14 protein-coding genes and 1 riboswitch are annotated in these 16,272 nt (G+C 48.4%); of the genes, 2 read left to right on the top strand and 12 right to left on the bottom strand.

Annotated elements, in window-relative coordinates:
* Positions 1-478: 478 nt before the first annotated feature.
* The 12 genes from purF to MHB37_RS03250 form a co-directional block, all read right to left on the bottom strand.
* Positions 479-1,975 (bottom strand): amidophosphoribosyltransferase, encoded by a 1,497-nt coding sequence (purF, locus tag MHB37_RS03305; RefSeq protein WP_036680905.1) that lies wholly within the window; start codon positions 1,973-1,975, stop codon positions 479-481.
* Positions 1,960-4,206, bottom strand: coding sequence for a phosphoribosylformylglycinamidine synthase subunit PurL (purL, locus tag MHB37_RS03300; RefSeq protein ID WP_038568661.1), 2,247 nt, complete (start codon positions 4,204-4,206; stop codon positions 1,960-1,962). The genes purF and purL overlap by 16 nt, the downstream gene beginning before the upstream one ends.
* On the bottom strand, positions 4,184-4,873 hold the full coding sequence (gene purQ, locus MHB37_RS03295; RefSeq protein WP_340394985.1) for a phosphoribosylformylglycinamidine synthase subunit PurQ: 690 nt from the start codon (positions 4,871-4,873) through the stop codon (positions 4,184-4,186). Before purQ ends, purL begins: the two co-directional genes overlap by 23 nt.
* A gap of 5 nt (positions 4,874-4,878) precedes the next feature.
* Positions 4,879-5,124: a phosphoribosylformylglycinamidine synthase subunit PurS gene (gene purS / locus MHB37_RS03290; protein WP_036680912.1), complete on the bottom strand. Its 246-nt coding sequence runs from the start codon at positions 5,122-5,124 to the stop codon at positions 4,879-4,881.
* A 124-nt stretch (positions 5,125-5,248) separates the two neighbouring features.
* On the bottom strand, positions 5,249-6,139 hold the full coding sequence (locus tag MHB37_RS03285) for a phosphoribosylaminoimidazolesuccinocarboxamide synthase (protein ID WP_076279486.1): 891 nt from the start codon (positions 6,137-6,139) through the stop codon (positions 5,249-5,251).
* 486 nt (positions 6,140-6,625) lie between these two features.
* Positions 6,626-7,921 carry an adenylosuccinate lyase gene (gene purB, locus MHB37_RS03280; protein ID WP_036680917.1) on the bottom strand — a complete coding sequence of 432 codons (1,296 nt, stop codon included), beginning with the start codon at positions 7,919-7,921 and terminating at the stop codon, positions 6,626-6,628.
* 5 nt (positions 7,922-7,926) lie between these two features.
* On the bottom strand, positions 7,927-9,159 hold the full coding sequence (gene purK, locus MHB37_RS03275) for a 5-(carboxyamino)imidazole ribonucleotide synthase (RefSeq protein WP_076307455.1): 1,233 nt from the start codon (positions 9,157-9,159) through the stop codon (positions 7,927-7,929).
* Positions 9,156-9,641, bottom strand: coding sequence for a 5-(carboxyamino)imidazole ribonucleotide mutase (gene purE, locus MHB37_RS03270; protein WP_036680920.1), 486 nt, complete (start codon positions 9,639-9,641; stop codon positions 9,156-9,158). The genes purK and purE overlap by 4 nt, the downstream gene beginning before the upstream one ends.
* 305 nt (positions 9,642-9,946) lie before the next feature.
* Positions 9,947-10,048: riboswitch (purine riboswitch) on the bottom strand.
* 233 nt (positions 10,049-10,281) lie between these two features.
* Positions 10,282-10,716, bottom strand: a complete 435-nt coding sequence (locus tag MHB37_RS03265) for a universal stress protein (RefSeq protein WP_036680923.1) — start codon at positions 10,714-10,716, stop codon at positions 10,282-10,284.
* Positions 10,717-10,756: 40 nt separating this feature from the next.
* Positions 10,757-11,020, bottom strand: a complete 264-nt coding sequence (locus MHB37_RS03260) for a DUF1294 domain-containing protein (protein ID WP_036680925.1) — start codon at positions 11,018-11,020, stop codon at positions 10,757-10,759.
* Between the two features lie 91 nt (positions 11,021-11,111).
* Entirely contained in the window at positions 11,112-12,335 is a 1,224-nt protein-coding gene (locus MHB37_RS03255) for an MFS transporter (RefSeq protein WP_081393633.1), read from the bottom strand.
* Between the two features lie 161 nt (positions 12,336-12,496).
* Positions 12,497-14,632 carry a DNA topoisomerase III gene (locus MHB37_RS03250; protein ID WP_405168919.1) on the bottom strand — a complete coding sequence of 712 codons (2,136 nt, stop codon included), beginning with the start codon at positions 14,630-14,632 and terminating at the stop codon, positions 12,497-12,499.
* A 127-nt stretch (positions 14,633-14,759) separates the two neighbouring features.
* Here MHB37_RS03250 and tsaA point away from each other — a divergent pair, with 127 nt between their 5' ends.
* Positions 14,760-15,206 (top strand): tRNA (N6-threonylcarbamoyladenosine(37)-N6)-methyltransferase TrmO, encoded by a 447-nt coding sequence (tsaA, locus tag MHB37_RS03245; RefSeq protein WP_076148050.1) that lies wholly within the window; start codon positions 14,760-14,762, stop codon positions 15,204-15,206.
* Between the two features lie 50 nt (positions 15,207-15,256).
* A complete protein-coding gene (locus tag MHB37_RS03240) occupies positions 15,257-16,174 on the top strand; it encodes an AraC family transcriptional regulator (RefSeq protein WP_076195118.1) in 918 nt (305 codons plus the stop codon).
* Positions 16,175-16,272 lie beyond the last annotated feature (98 nt).

The following is a 16,272-nucleotide window of genomic DNA, read 5'->3' as shown; positions in this document are numbered from 1 at the left end:
GAATGTTTGGACTTCCGATCGCTGTTATGGTTGGATTTCCTGATTCGAACCGCTCTTCGCGGTAGAAATCCAACCATAAAGGCGAACGCTACGCTTCTACAGTTCCAAACTTCCTCTCCATAACTCCCTCCAACCACCGCTTTGTCCCTACTGCAAGCCGCAGTGCGCGCCTTGCACACGGACCTCAAGACCTCGGTGCATGAGCTGCGCCATGCACCTTCTTAAGCGAAACAAGCGAGTACCGTATTTGCGAAGCAAACAGAGGGAAGCTTGGCGAGCCAGTCCCGGCGGCGGATGCAGCCGGGGGGCGGAGCGCCGTAAAGCGTGTCCCGTCCGTGCGCAGCACACAGGGACAAAGCGAGCACTCGTACCCAAGTCTAATTAGCAAGTTATAACCTAACTCCTACCGCCGAGCTTTCGGGTGCCGGAGGGCAGAGCCCTTCGGAATCCCCCTTTGAAAGGGGGACTTAGGGGGATGTCAACACGAGCAGCCATCTTTCTCTGCCCCGCCAAAATCCACCTGCGTCGGGTAATCATTATCAAAGCAAGAAAGGCAAAGTCCGCCTTTGTAGTCATCTTTGTTGTGTCCACCAATGGAAGAGATTAAGCCTTCCGGCGACAAAAATGCCAGGGAATCGGCGTTGATCTCTTCGCACATTTCCTCAATGGTCTTGTAGGACGCGATGAGGTCGCGGCGGTCTGGTGTATCAATGCCGTAGAAGCAAGGATTCTTGAACGGCGGCGAAGTAATCCGCACATGCACTTCAACAGCTCCCGCTTCCCGAAGCAGATTGACGATTCGGCGTGAGGTCGTGCCACGAACGATGGAATCATCGATCATAACGACACGTTTGCCATCAACTACACTGCGCACGGCGCTCAGCTTCATCTTCACACCTTGCTCACGCAGTTCTTGGCTCGGCTGGATGAAGGTCCGTCCAGTGTACTTATTCTTAATGAGCCCAAGCTCATAAGGAATTCCCGTTTGCTCGGCATACCCGATAGCTGCTGAAATACTGGAATCCGGCACACCGGTTACGAGATCAGCATCGACAAAAGCTTCCAGTGCCATGCGGCTACCCATCCGCTTACGGGCGGAGTGCAGGTTAGAGCCGTTCATATCACTGTCTGGGCGTGAGAAGTAAATATACTCCATCGCGCACAGCGCTTTACGTTTGGGTTCGGTAAAACGGTCCTCCAAGAGACCGTTTTTGTCGAGGACTAGCAGTTCGCCCGGCTCAATATCACGAACCAGCTGTGCCCCAATGACCTCTAATGCGCAGGACTCGGAAGCAAAAATATACGCTTCACCAATCCGTCCCATCACTAGCGGACGCAAGCCATGGGAATCTGAAGCGACAATTAACTTATCATTTGTCATAAGCAGAAAAGCAAACCCGCCAACGAGCTGCTGCAGCGCATCTTTTGCCGCCTCAACAAAATCCTTTGGCGAACGGGCAATCAGATGCGCCAGCACTTCTGTATCACTCGTAGTTTGAAAGATCGACCCGCTTTGCTCCAGCTGTTTGCGGATCAACGGTTCATTTACTATGTTGCCGTTCGTAGCAATTGCCAAATCGCCGTCACGATATTTAAATACCAGCGGCTGCGCATTGGTTAAACGGCTGTCTCCACTAGTGGAATAACGTACATGCCCAATGGACATGTCTCCAACCAATGAGGCAATTTTGTCCTTGTCGAATACTTCTTTTACTAACCCCATCCCGCGGTGATAGTTGAAATCGCGGCCGTCTGCTACGCAGATTCCCGCACTTTCTTCTCCACGGTGTTGTAAGGCGTGTAAGCCGTAATAAGACATGGACGCCGCTTCCGGGTGTCCGAAGACCCCGAAAACGCCGCATTCTTCTTTTAATGTGTCAAAAATATCTCCCGAGCCCGTTCCTTCATTGTAAAAGTCACCAGTCCACAGGATAGGAGTCTCCTGCTCTTTCCCGGTCTTTATTTCATAAGACATGGAATAGCATCCTCCCAAACGAATTTCAATTCTGCTACAGCTTCATCTAGTGCGGACACGCCGTCCAGATTTACGCGCAGTCTGTCTCCACCTACAGTTCCGATGATTTCCACGGGAACACCGCTGGCTGCAATCGCTGCTTTCAGCTCTTCCGCACGTTCAGGAGCGGCTGTCAGCACAATGCGTGATTGGCTTTCGCTAAACAATGCTACATCAGATCTAAGACCGTTAGCTGAAAGTTCAACGTTCGCTCCGATTCCGCCGCTGATACAGCTCTCTGCAAGCGCTACGGCAAGTCCACCTTCGGACAAGTCATGTGCGGAACGCACCAGACCGCCACGAATTGAGGTAAGGACTGCGTTCAGCAGTTTTTTCTCAGTAGCCAAATCCAAAGCCGGAGGACGACCTTCGGTCACACCATGAACAGCATATTGGAATTCACTGCCGCCCAGCTCAGCCTTGGTCACTCCCAGCAGAAGAATGGAATCGCCTTCTTGCTTGAACCCTTGAGTCGTAATATGATCCGTGTCCGCTACTAAACCAACCATGCCGACAACCGGCGTTGGATAGATGGAACCCGTAGTATTTTCGTTATAAAGACTGACATTACCACCGATAACCGGAGTATCCAGCACACGACATGCTTCAGCCATACCATCAACCGCACGCTCCATTTGCCAGAACACATCAGGCTTCTCAGGATTTCCAAAGTTCAGATTATCCGTAATAGCCAGCGGTTCAGCACCGGAACAAACGATGTTACGTGCCGCTTCGCTGACTGCAATACGTCCACCCACTTCAGGATCAAGATGAACATAACGGCCATTACAGTCTGTAGTCATCGCAAGTCCTTTACGAGTACCATGAATGGTAACTACAGCCGCGTCAGATCCAGGACGTACAGCTGTGCTCGTCCGCACCATGTAATCGTATTGATTGTATACCCATGCTTTACTTGCTACGGTTGGTGATCCAAGTACTGTACGCAATGCACCGCCCAGATCCGTAACTTCCTCGTAACGAAGGGTATCTACCTTTTCATTCGCAATATAATAAGCAGGAACCTCAGAAGGTTTGTTATATACTGGGCACTCATCCACGAGCGCCGTTACTGGCATGTCACCAACAACCTCGCCGTGATGATACAATTTCAAGCGGCCATCATCCGTAACTTTACCGACTTTACAGCAGATAACACCCCAGCGGTCAAAAATCTCTTGTGCCTGGGCCTCATCCTTCGGCTCAACGACGAACAACATCCGTTCTTGTGATTCTGAAAGCATCATTTCGTAAGGCGTCATGCCCTCTTCACGTTGTGGCACCTGATCAAGATACAGCTCCAGACCATTGCCTGCTTTACTTGCCATCTCCGCACTAGAGCATGTAAGGCCAGCTGCACCCATATCCTGAATCCCGATAACGATGCCGCTGTCGATCAGTTCTAGACAAGATTCCATTACGAGCTTTTCCATAAATGGATCGCCGACCTGTACAGCGGTACGTTTAGCTTCTGATTCCTCACTAAGCTCTACCGATGCAAAAGTAGCACCATGAATTCCATCACGTCCTGTAGGAGGGCCTACATAGAAGACAGGGTTGCCTACACCCTTAGCTACACCACGTTGGATTTTGTCATGATCGATCAGACCCACACACATTGCGTTAACTAGCGGATTGCCGTCATAGCTATCATCAAACATGATTTCGCCGCCAACCGTTGGAATCCCGATACAGTTACCATAACCAGCAATACCAGACACTACATGTTCGAACAAATACTTCACTCGATCACTTTCCAGCTTCCCGAAACGTAGTGAATTGAGGATTGCGATAGGTCTGGAGCCCATGGAGAAAATATCACGAATGATCCCGCCCACACCCGTTGCCGCACCTTGGAAAGGTTCTACCGCTGAAGGGTGGTTATGACTTTCGATTTTGAAAACAACCGCTTGGTTGTCACCGATATCTACAATCCCTGCGCCCTCGCCAGGTCCCATCAGGACACGTGGTCCGGAAATTGGGAAACGTTTCAGGAGGGGTTTGGAGTTCTTATAGGCACAGTGCTCGGACCACATTACGCTGAATACGCCGATTTCAGTGTAGTTCGGCAAACGTCCCATAAAAGACTTGATCAGCTCATATTCGCTGTCCGACACACCGAACTGGCTGTAAATTTTCTGCTCCGCAATCTGTTCTGCGGTCGGTTCCTTAACGGATACTTGCTGCGTCATGACGATCCCTCCAAGTCTTCAGTATGGATGTAAACATTCTTTTGCCGTCTTCTGAACCAAGTAAACTATTAGCCGCGCGCTCAGGGTGAGGCATCATGCCAACCACATTCCCTTGTACGTTACTAACACCCGCAATATCGGCTACGGAGCCATTAGGATTATCGCTATAGGTAAAAATAATCTGATTGTTAGCTTTCAGCTCTGCCAAAGTCTCGTCATCACAGTAGTAGTTGCCTTCACCGTGTGCGATTGGGATGATGATTTCTTCATCTTTAGCATAGTCAATAGTAAATGGGGTTTCATTATTAACAACCTTAAGCACTGTATCGTGACAGCGGAACTTCATCGACATGTTGCGGCGAAGCGCACCTGGCAGCAAACCAGCCTCAGTAAGAATTTGGAACCCATTGCAAATGCCTAGCACGTATTTCCCTTGCTCTGCTGCTTTAGCAACTTCCGCCATAACAGGAGCAAATCTCGAAATCGCGCCACAGCGCAGGTAATCACCATATGAGAATCCGCCTGGAACCAAAATGCAATCATACGCCGACAAATCCGTCGCTGTATGCCACACATAATCGACTGGTTCGCCGAGACTGTCCTCTACCGCCTTGTAGCAATCAATATCACAGTTGGAGCCTGGGAAGACAAGTACAGCAAATTTCATGTCGTTTAGTCCTCCAATTCGTAGCGGTAATCCTCGATCACCGTGTTGGCAAGTAGCTTTTCGCACATTTCCTTGAGACGAACTTCCGCTTCAGCACGGTTATCCGTATCCAAAGTCAGCTCCATATATTTCCCGATACGCAAGCTTTCAACTTCTTGGAAGCCTACCGAATGAAGTGCTCCTTGTACTGCTACCCCTTGTGGATCAAGAACGCTTTTCTTTATGGTGACATATACCGTCGCTTTTAACATATGCTTGTAGTTCCTCCTAAATTTTAATGAGCATACCCTCTGAAACTGAAATTCTACAATGAGTACATTTAGCTTCAAAAATATATACTGAATTTATTCCCATGAGTGCACACACTATGTTGAACTATAAAGACTTGCCAGTAAGACGATGATAAATGTCCAGATAACGCCGTGTAGTTTCTTCTACTACTTCCAGTGGGAGCGGATCAGGTTTACTATTCTTGTCCCAGGAAGATGCAGATAGATACGTACGAACAGGCTCTTTATCCATACTATCAATTTCAATATCAAGCGCGTATTTATCCTTAGCCCAGAAGCGGGAAGCATCCGGTGTAAAAATCTCATCGATCAGAATCACCTTACCGTCCAACAAGCCGAATTCGAATTTGCAGTCCGCAAGAATGATCCCACGCTCAGCACAATACTCTCTAGCAAAAGCGAACAGCTTTAAGCTCTTTTCCTGCAGCTCAAGCGCCAGATCAGCTCCGATTAATTCCTGCATTTTCTCAAACGGAATATCCTCATCGTGACCTACATCATTTTTAGCCGCAGGAGTAAAAATCGGTTCTGCCAGCAGCGCGTTTTTGCGGAGGTTAGCAGGAAGTTCAATACCATTTACCTTGCCGGTTTCTTGATACTGTCTCCAGCCGCCGCCAGTGATGCATCCACGCACTACGCATTCGATATCAATACGCTCAGCTTTACGTACCACCATGACACGGTTTCTGAGAGCCTCTTTGTCCTTAACTACGTCGCCGAGCAGATCCACATCGATATGAACGACATGATTCTCCATCAGCTCTTTAGTCTGTCCGAACCAGAACGCGCTCAGACGGTTAAGCACATTGCCCTTTTCAGGGACTGCCGGGTCCAGCACATAGTCAAAAGCAGATATCCGATCTGTAACTACGATCAGTACATTTTCCCCTAAATCGTATAGCTCACGAACCTTCCCTTTGTAGAGCAGCGGCGCATTGATGAGTTCCACGGCTGTGGATACGGCCGATGATGTCATGACCTTTCCTCCCTTGAACTAATGATCTTCCTAAGTTGGGCTGGTCTAGGAGGAAGCACTTCCGAGGAATGTTTGGACTTCCGATCGCTGTTATCCTCAGATTTCCTGATTGAACCACTGCCAGTGGTAGAAATCCGAGAATAAAGGCGAACGCTACGCTTCTACAGTTCCAAACTTCCTCTACAGTGCTCCCCCATCCAGATTTGCATTTATTACAGCGTTCCTTAGTTCACCACTAACTTATCTTTTTTAGAGTCTCAAAGGCGTAACTCCGAGGAATGTTTGGACTTCCGATCGCTGTTATCCTCAGATTTCCTGATTGAACCGCTGCTGCGGTAGAAATCCGAGGATAAAGGCGAACGCTAACGCTTCTACAGTTCCAAAATTTCTCTCCGTTCCTTATCGACCAGTTGCATTTCAATTCTGCACAACCTTAACCGCTCGTACTATTCCTAGCTCCTTAGTTCACCACTAACTTATCTTTTCTTAGATAAGTTCTAGCTTGCGGAAGATGGTATCCACATGCTTAAGGTGCCAAGAAGGGTTAAATGCATCTTCAATCTCTTCTGGGGTGAGGACATTAGTGATTTCAGGTGTAGCTTCCACGATATCACGGAACTGCTTTTGCTCTTCCCAAGCTTGCATCGCACGTGGTTGGACGGTATCGTACGCTTGCTCGCGGCTGAAGCCTTTATCAATCAGCTTGGTTAAGATCCGGCCAGAGAAAGGAACGCCGAAGGTACGGTTCATGTTACGCTTCATATTCTCTGGGAATACAGTCAGGTTCTTCACGATGTTTCCGAAACGGTTCAGCATGTAGTTCAGCAGCATCGTTGCATCCGGAAGGATGATACGCTCCACTGAAGAGTGCGAGATATCGCGTTCATGCCAGAGCGGCACGTTCTCGTAAGCTGTAACCATATGTCCGCGAATCACGCGGGACAGACCGGAAATATTCTCGCAGCCAATAGGATTCCGTTTATGCGGCATAGCAGATGAACCCTTTTGACCTTTGGCAAAAGCTTCTTCTACTTCGCGAATCTCACTCTTTTGCAGAGCGCGGATTTCGGTAGCGAATTTGTCTAGCGAGGTTGCTACCAGAGCAAGAGCTGCCATATATTCAGCGTGACGGTCGCGCTGTAGAGTTTGTGTCGAGATCGGTGCAGGGCTTGTACCCAGCTTACGGCAGACAAATTCTTCTACGAATGGATCGATGTTGGCATACGTACCAACGGCTCCGGAGATTTTGCCAAATTGCACACCGTTCGCAGCATGGCGGAAACGCTCCAGGTTACGTTTCATTTCTTCGTACCACAATGCCATTTTCAGACCAAAAGTAGTTGGCTCAGCATGAACCCCATGTGTACGGCCCATCATCGGTGTATCTTTATAAGCAATAGCTTTATCTTTAAGGATCTCAATGAAGTTAATAATATCCTTCTCTAGAATCTCATTCGCTTGACGCAACAAGTAACCCAGTGCTGTATCCACCACATCTGTGGAAGTAAGGCCGTAGTGTACCCATTTGCGTTCTGCGCCAAGGCTTTCGGAAACCGCACGAGTAAAGGCGATTACGTCATGACGTGTTTCCTGTTCGATTTCATCAATACGTGCGATGTCGAATTTAGCATCCTTACGCAGCTTAGCAGCGTCTTCATGTGGGATGACTCCCAGCTCCGCCCATGCTTCACAAGCGCATATTTCCACTTCCAGCCACGCTTTGAATTTATTCTCCTCAGTCCAAATGGCCCGCATCTCGGGTCTGCTGTAACGTTCGATCATATTCTTTAGTTCCTCCAAAGTTTAGATTGCTCCACCCAGGATAGGCCGTCTCCGGTATCCTTGCACAGCAGATTGATATGACCCATCTTACGACCAGTCTTACTCTCAGTCTTGCCATATATATGAAGCTTAGGTACAATACCCAGCTTATTATCTTTTTCCTCATGTGTACAGGTCGCTTTAATCGCACCATCCAAATGCTGACCTAATACATTTACCATAACTACAGGTGTCAAAAGCGTTGTATCGCCCAGCGGCAGATTACAAATCGCCCGGACATGCTGCTCGAACTGTGAGGTCACGCAAGCATCCATGGTGTAATGGCCGGAATTATGCGGTCTTGGTGCCAGCTCATTGACGAACAATTCACCGTCCGCTGTGACGAACAATTCCACGGCAAGCAGTCCAACCGCATTCAGGCCTGCGATTAAAGTCTCAGCCAGCTCGCAAGCTCTGCGCTGAATGTCCGCTGACACTCTTGCAGGCACAATGGACAGATGCAAAATATTGTTTACATGAATGTTCTCAGAAGGCGGGAAGCTTTTGACCTCCCCAGATGCACTACGTGCAGCAACAACGGATATTTCGCATTGAAAAGCTACAAACTTCTCAAGCACCAGCTCCGGAATCACCTTACCGGGTGCAACCTGCCGAAAAGCTTCTTCCAGCTCTTCTTCCTGACGAATCACAGCTTGACCCTTGCCGTCATAACCGCCTGTGGCTGTCTTGAGCACACAAGGTAGTCCAAGTTCAGCCGCCACCTCTTTTAGCTCCGCAAGGCTGTCCACCTTCCGGTACGGGGCGACCGGAACGCCCGCCGCCTCGATGGCGGCTTTTTCGCGCAGCCGATGCTGCGTGGTATACAGCAACGCGCTGCCCTGCGGCACGTACGATTCTTCCGCCAGCAGCGCTGCTACGCCCGCGTCGACGTTCTCGAACTCGTACGTGATGACGTCCGAGCGGCGGGCCAGCTCCCGCGCCGCGTCCCGGTCGTTATACGCCGCCGTAATCTGCGGCGTAACTTGACCGCTAGGCGCATCCGGCGCAGGATCCAGCGCCACGAAGCGGTACCCCATGGCGCTGCCGGCCAGCGCCATCATGCGCCCGAGCTGCCCGCCGCCGAGCACGCCGACGGTCGAGCCGGGCAGCAGCGTCCGGACGGTGTCTGCACCGGACGCTTGTGCAGCTGGCGAAGCTGCGCCGCCAGCCTCCTGCAGCTTCAGCTCCTCCGGCCTCATAAGCTGTCGCTGCTTTCCAATACTTCATCGCGGATCGCATCCCGACGCAGCTGCACACGCTGCTGCACTTCGGGGTCGAACGCTCCGATGATCTGTGCGGCCAGCAGGCCTGCATTTACAGCGCCTGCCTTACCAATAGCTACCGTTGCTACCGGTATGCCTCCAGGCATCTGCACGATGGAGAGCAGCGAGTCCAGCCCATTAAGTGCTTTCGACTGCACGGGCACTCCAATCACTGGCAGGATCGTCTTTGCAGCCACCATACCCGGCAAATGCGCGGCGCCGCCTGCTCCTGCAATAATCACGCGAATGCCGCGGCCAGCGGCTTCCTCCGCATAGCGGAACATCAAGTCCGGTGTACGGTGCGCGGATACTACCTTCTTCTCATAAGACAAACCCAGCTCTTCCAGCACCCCACAAGCGTGCTCCATCGTATCCCAATCCGACTTACTACCCATGATGACAGCTACCTGCACAGACATGATTCGACCTACCTTCCAATCACTAGTATGAGATATCTTTATCTTGTAAATCCGAACAAGCAGAGACTACATTCTCGTCCTTCAGGGATGACTATCGTTTTCCTTAATAATATAAGGTTGATGTATTACGTGTAACTTATTCCTTATATTAAAAAAGCCCGATGTCCAGACGCATTTTGCTGCGGGAGGATCGGACTAGTAAAGGAATTAGGAAAAAACACTCCCGCTTGCCTCTCACCAAACTGGCATTAAGCGCGGAAAGCTGCACAATGCATCACTCCATTATCTGGACTGCATTATCGCATTCTAGCATCCTATTTCCTCGTAGTCCGGTAATTTACGGTTCCCGGGTAGAAACTTCCGGGCCATATTCCCGGTTTTATACGAGCTCTTCATGACATCAGTTTAACAATCCCCTACACATGATGTCAACTCAAACACGAACATTGGTAAAATCACCATAATAAACGTTCGCTTTTGGGCGGATTTGAATTCTCAATAACCTTATATTTTGTGAAGAAAGACTTCTTTCCGTACACTCCTAACTCTAATGCTCTATGATGTTTAAGCTCCAGAATACGACCTGTACTTCCTTAAATTGAAAAAAAGGAACGCTATCAGCGTCCCTTTGAACTCTATATTATTTTACAACCAGCACTGGAATACGAGCGCTTTGTACTACATTATGGCTGACACTGCCCAGAACAAATTCACGTATACCGCCAAGCCCGCGGCTGCCGATAACTATGATGTCTATAGCATTTTCCTTAGCATATTTCAAAATCACTTCCGCAGGAGATCCTTGTAAAAGCTCAACCTCAGCATTCAGGCCTTCAGCCTCAAGACGTCCCTTCACTTCTTCTGTAGTCTGCACCGCCAAATCATAATATTCTTTATTTACTGAAGCTGGTAGTGGTGCAAGAGCTTCTCCGATAAAAAATCTTGGGAATTCAAATGCGTGTACGACATGCAATATAGAACCTGGTGTGACTTTAGCGAGTTCAATTGCGCGCTCCAATGCTTGATTAGAAGCCTTTGAACCGTCATAGGCTAGCAAAATTTTAGAGAATAACATGTACGCCACCTCTTTTTCTAGTTTGTAATCCTAAAGACTATTATCTTAAAAAATAGCTGTACAAAAAGATATTCAGCAGCAGCAGAAGCGGAATTCCGATCCTGAAGGATGTATGACGCGTCTTGTGGCGCTTACGGTACATGGCAATCAGCACACCTAGTGCACCGCCCATGGCTGCCAGCAGAAAAAGTGTTTTCTCAGGTACACGTTCCCGCCTTTTGCGGGCTTTGTTCTTGTCCTCGGACATCACTACATACCCGATAATATTAATTACCACAAACCACAACATTACAACCTTGACCATTCTCCCGGGCTCCTCCTCCTTGCTTCCTATCTCTATTATATTCCCCTTTTGCACAAAAAACCAATCATCCTTACACGCTCTGCCAAGTCTGTTAAGTTTCTTTTAGCTGCTTCTGCTTCGTATCCTTCATCCATACCCAGGATAAAATTGTAGCCAACACCGCCGCAATTCCACCTAACCAGAATCCTCCGGTCAAGCCATATACAGAGCTCATCCAACCTGCTACGAATGGCCCTGCTGACATCCCTATCGCATAAACGGCCTGATAGAAACCCATAGCTGTAGCCCGTTTAAAAGGATCTATTTCTGATACGGATTTACTCAACAGCAGCGGAAAAATAAGTCCCTGCATAAAACCATTCCCCACCTGAGTCAGACAAAGCGCCGCTAACGTCGGCATAGAAGGAATGAGCAGCGTAAACAGTGCGCTTCCCGCAAAGCCTAGCATAAGCTTCCCTCTATCACCCAGCAGCCCTCCAAACAGACGTGAGCCGTAGAGCGTAGCGATGGCATGCGGAATCATAAAAGCGAGTGTTAGCCAGCCCAAGCTTTCTTTGCTTGCTCCGATATTCAGCGCCTGGTTCGGAGTATATCCGAACATCGTTATAAATAGCACACAGTGTGCCAGCACAGACAACAGTGATACTCTTACCAGCAAAGGTTCCTTTACGACACCAGCCAGCTCCTTGATCTGTATGGCATTTTGCCGTTTTTCCTGCTTTTGTTCCGGTAACCGAAGCGCAAGTATTAGTGCCGCAATAGCTACAATTCCCCCAATCAGGAAGGGGGCATTCCATCCCCAATGCTCTACCATATAGCCGCTGATCATCATGCTGGTCAATTGGGCGATTACTGTAGTGAATTGCAGCATGCCCATCGCTTTTCCAGCTTCCTCTTTTGGAAAATATCCTGCGAACATTACAGAGTACACAACCCATGCCGATGCTGCTATCCCGGATACCGCACGTGCTGCCAACGCCCAACCCGGCTGTGCTCCCCACATAAAAAGAAAACAGCTGACTCCACTCGCAATTAATCCCAGATAGATAAACGGCCGCCGCCTATTTAAATAATCTGAACCGATGCCAATGGGTATACGGAATAGGATCTGCATTAACCCATATATCCCAAGCACCATGCCCACCATAAAATACGATGCTCCCAAATGCTCAACATATGGTGAAAGCACCGGCACATAAATATAAGAAGAGAACCAAAACATAAATACAATAACCAAAAAGAAAAACCTGCTGCTTCCTTGCCCCTGTGGGCGATCTGCCGCTTTCAACGGATTCGCCTGCTGCTCAGCTGCCACCTAATCACCTGCTCCACTCATTTGCTTACCATTCTAATTCAAAGCCTATCCGTAGACCACATAAACTTACTAGGATAGAAAAAAGACTGCTGAGCACACTCAGCAGCCTTCATTATTCTAATCATTCGTTTTAATTGAAGCTAACCATCCGATGATTCCTACTACTTATCCTTCTTTTGTCCTTCAAGCGCTGCTTTCAGCAGTTCCCCAAGGTTAGAACCAATGCTTTCCTGCTTGCTGTATTGCTGCACCAGCTTTTGCTGTTCACGTTTATTAACATGCTTGTGATCCTTATTTAAGGTCTCTGTGATTCCACAGCCTAGACATTGTACGAACATGCCTGCTTTACCCTCTTTAAGCTCCATTTTCTTATGGCACTGTGGGCAGCGGCGATTCGATAGTCTTTTCTCACCTGCACGGGTGTAACCACAGTTATCTGCAGGACACACCAGCAGCTTCCCTCGTTTGCTCTTCTTCTCGAGTAGTCTTGTACCGCATTCCGGACAATGACTGTTAGAGACATTATGCGGCTTATATTCTGCTCCGCTAGTTTTCACACCTGTTACCAATTCCTGTGCCATACCGCGGATACCTTGTAAAAAGAGCTCCGGTTTGCCTTGACCACGCGCTATTTTCTCCAGCTCAGCTTCCCAACGTGCGGTTAGATCCGGGGTTCGTAGCTGAGTGGATACCAGCTCGATTAACTGCTTACCTTTTCCTGTCGGATGCAGGAGATTACCTTGCCGCTCAATTGTATCGGAGCTTACCAGCTTCTCAATAATATCCGCGCGTGTAGCCGGGGTTCCGAGGCCGTGCTTCTCCATTTGCGTCAACAGCGAAGCTTCATTATAACGCTTCGGTGGCTGTGTTCGGCCAGCACGCACCATACAGCGGCCAATCGTGACAGTAGCCCCTTCGCGCAGCTCAGGCAGCTTTACACTGCCCGCTGCCGGCTCGTCCGCAGATTCCTCCTCGTCATCACTACTCATATCCCCGCCGTATACTTCGCGCCAGCCGGCATCTTTTACTGTCGTCCCTTTGACATGGAAGCTTTCGCCTTCCACATTGACGGTTACAGCTACCGCATCATAACGAGCTGGCGGATAGAACAAGCTTATAAAACGCCGCACAATCAGATCATACAACTTACGTTCCTCAGTACTCAGACCATTTAACAATACGGTCTGTTCTGTAGGAATAATAGCGTGGTGATCACTGACTTTACTATCATCCACGATTCGCTTCGTAATCGGCAGCTGCTTGCGCAGCAATGGACGTGCTAACGCTGCATATGGACCGACCGCAACACTATCCAGTCTTTCCTTGAGTGTGCCCGTCATATCTGAAGTTAAGTAACGACTGTCCGTACGCGGGTATGTGACAAGTTTATGCTGCTCATATAACCGCTGCAGCACACTGGAGGTCTGCTTCGCGGAGAAGCCGAACTTCCGGTTCGCATCACGCTGCAGTTCAGTCAGATCATAAGCCAGTGGATGAGGTTCACTTTTCTCACTCTTCTGTACCTTAATAATACGGCCGCTGCGTCCTGTAAGCTTATCCTTTAAGCTGGCTGTCTTATCCTTTTCGAATATTCGACCATCACCGTTACTGGCCCGCCATGCCGCTTGGAAATCCCCAAAATCAGCAGTCAGCGTCTCAAAATCGACGGAACGGAAACCCGTAATCTCCTGTTCACGATCCATGATCATCCCTAATGTCGGCGTTTGTACCCGTCCTGCTGAGAGCGGCGAACCGAACTTACAGGTCAAAGCTCTTGTGACATTCAGTCCAATCATCCAATCCGCCTCTGCGCGGCAACGTGCAGATTCATACAACCGATCAAATTCCCGGCCCGGACGGAGTTTTGCAAATCCCTCTTTAATTGCCTTATCAGTCTGCGAGGATATCCATAACCGCCGGAATGGCTTTTTCCACCCTGCCATATTCATAATCCAACGAGCCAGCAGCTCCCCTTCACGGGCAGCATCTGTAGCAACAATAAGCTCCTCAATGTCCTGACGCTTCATTAGGTGCTGGACAGCTTTATATTGCTGGTTGGTCTCCCGCAGCACCTTCAGCTTGGTCTTCTCTGGCAAAATCGGCAGATCCTCCAAGGCCCAAGTTGCAAACTTTTTATTATAATCCTCTGGCTCTGCCAGGCCGACCAAATGACCCAGCGCCCAGGTAACCACATATTTTGGACCTTCAATATAACTCTTCTGTTTATTATTGCATCCCATGACCCGTGCAATCTCGCGTGCAACAGACGGCTTTTCCGCCAATACTAGTGTCTTCATAATGCTCCCCTTTCCACATCAAATTTCATTATAGCATTAAATGAATGTTAGCAAATATCGTCAGGCTTTACCGTATGCCTCTGTTATACACTAGATCATATCTGATACCCGAAAGGAGTCATAGTCAATGAATGAACAAGAAAGCTATAATATATTATCTATAGGATCGGTTAGAGGTACAGCACATAATTTGCGGCTTGAAATCAACCCGGAATTCAGACCAGCGCTTAAAGGTTTATCTCAGTTTAGTCATTGCCAAGTGCTTTGGTGGCTGCATGAGTTTGCAGAGGATCATTTCCGGCAGACTACACAGATTCAGCCTCCTTATGATGCGACCTTAACTGGAGTATTCGCTTCCCGTTCCCCTATTCGCCCTAATCCGATTGGGCTAAGTGTAGCAGCAATCCTGTCTGTCGATGTAGACTCTGGAATAGTAGAGGTGGCCGGGCTTGATGCCTATCCGGGCACACCGGTTCTCGACATCAAAGCCTATTTTCCTAGTGCAGATCGCGTAATGGAAGTGACTGTTCCCGATTGGGCTGCTGTTTGGGGCGACTGGACAGCAAATCATTGAAGTAATCGTGCTAGACACCATTTCTATTAACTGTTATGGGAGGACATCTCTTGAACAATCGCCAACTAATCATTCAAGCCTTAGATCTCATTGAGGATCGCTTAACCACGTTTCTTCCTGTAGCTGTCCTCTCCAAAGAAATGGGATACTCCCTTTATCATTTCACCCGTCTATTTCAAGCAGTCACTGGGATAGCACCCGGCGACTATATAGCCAGACGCAAAATCACTGAAGCAGCCTTAGACATTCATCGAATGCCAGAACGTTCACTCCAGGACATCTCATTAGACTATAACTTTAGTAACTATGAGACCTTTACCCGTGCTTTCAAAAGAATGCTGCACACGACTCCCTCTCTTGTTCGAAAAAGACTTACTGAAACGAAACTCCCTTTGCTCCCTAGACTATATGAACAGGATCTACTTCAAGTCCTTTCTGATAGTGATCTCTCCCCCCAGCTCGTTGATTTCGGAGAAATTATACTTCAAGGACCCGTAGTTAAAGTAGACCTAGATTTCTCCGTCATTTCTGATACTTGGCCTTTGCTTTTCAATAAGGTAGCCACTATATCGGATAGAATACAGCCTGAAAAATATTATCAGCTTGGCTTCTGGCCAGATGACTATGAGAGTAATGGGTTTTCGATCATGTGTGCCTGCGAGCTTAGTCCTATAAAAGCAGACCACAATCAGACTTTCCCCCTTCAGATCTTACCACCCATACGTTATCTGAAATTCATCCATAAAGGCCGCTCTTGTGATATCCCTTCTACCTATAAATATATCTACGGAATCTGGCTGCCGAAAACAGAATACAGGATGTCCATTCCATTTGAATTGGAATATTATGGTGAATTGTACCTTGGACCAGATAACGAAAACTCGGTGAGTGAAATCTACATTCCATTAGAATTTTTACAAGAAGAGACTACGTTGTCGTCTTTTATAGATGACAACCGTTACTCTTAGAAATATAAAGATATTATAGTTTTGCAGCTTATAAATTCTCATTTTTTAACAAAAAGCCCGTATCTGCTATGCAGACACGGGCTTTTTTTGCTTATGGG

It is taken from the genome of Paenibacillus sp. FSL H3-0286, from assembly GCF_045040705.1.
Classification (GTDB): domain Bacteria; phylum Bacillota; class Bacilli; order Paenibacillales; family Paenibacillaceae; genus Paenibacillus_AQ; species Paenibacillus_AQ odorifer.
The sequence above is the reverse complement of the archived record's forward strand: the minus strand, read 5'-3'. Positions and strand labels throughout refer to the sequence as shown.

What these genes read in the sequence shown, in the direction of transcription:
- purQ (WP_340394985.1), bottom strand. Translation starts at nt 4,873, where the DNA reads ATGAAATTTGCTGTACTTGTCTTCCCAGGCTCCAACTGTGATATTGAT.
- MHB37_RS03265 (WP_036680923.1), bottom strand. Translation starts at nt 10,716, where the DNA reads ATGTTATTCTCTAAAATTTTGCTAGCCTATGACGGTTCAAAGGCTTCT.
- purF (WP_036680905.1), bottom strand. Translation starts at nt 1,975, where the DNA reads ATGTCTTATGAAATAAAGACCGGGAAAGAGCAGGAGACTCCTATCCTG.
- MHB37_RS03250 (WP_405168919.1), bottom strand. Translation starts at nt 14,632, where the DNA reads ATGAAGACACTAGTATTGGCGGAAAAGCCGTCTGTTGCACGCGAGATT.
- tsaA (WP_076148050.1), top strand. Translation starts at nt 14,760, where the DNA reads ATGAATGAACAAGAAAGCTATAATATATTATCTATAGGATCGGTTAGA.
- purK (WP_076307455.1), bottom strand. Translation starts at nt 9,159, where the DNA reads ATGAGGCCGGAGGAGCTGAAGCTGCAGGAGGCTGGCGGCGCAGCTTCG.
- MHB37_RS03285 (WP_076279486.1), bottom strand. Translation starts at nt 6,139, where the DNA reads ATGACATCATCGGCCGTATCCACAGCCGTGGAACTCATCAATGCGCCG.
- purS (WP_036680912.1), bottom strand. Translation starts at nt 5,124, where the DNA reads ATGTTAAAAGCGACGGTATATGTCACCATAAAGAAAAGCGTTCTTGAT.
- purL (WP_038568661.1), bottom strand. Translation starts at nt 4,206, where the DNA reads ATGACGCAGCAAGTATCCGTTAAGGAACCGACCGCAGAACAGATTGCG.
- MHB37_RS03260 (WP_036680925.1), bottom strand. Translation starts at nt 11,020, where the DNA reads ATGGTCAAGGTTGTAATGTTGTGGTTTGTGGTAATTAATATTATCGGG.
- purB (WP_036680917.1), bottom strand. Translation starts at nt 7,921, where the DNA reads ATGATCGAACGTTACAGCAGACCCGAGATGCGGGCCATTTGGACTGAG.
- purE (WP_036680920.1), bottom strand. Translation starts at nt 9,641, where the DNA reads ATGTCTGTGCAGGTAGCTGTCATCATGGGTAGTAAGTCGGATTGGGAT.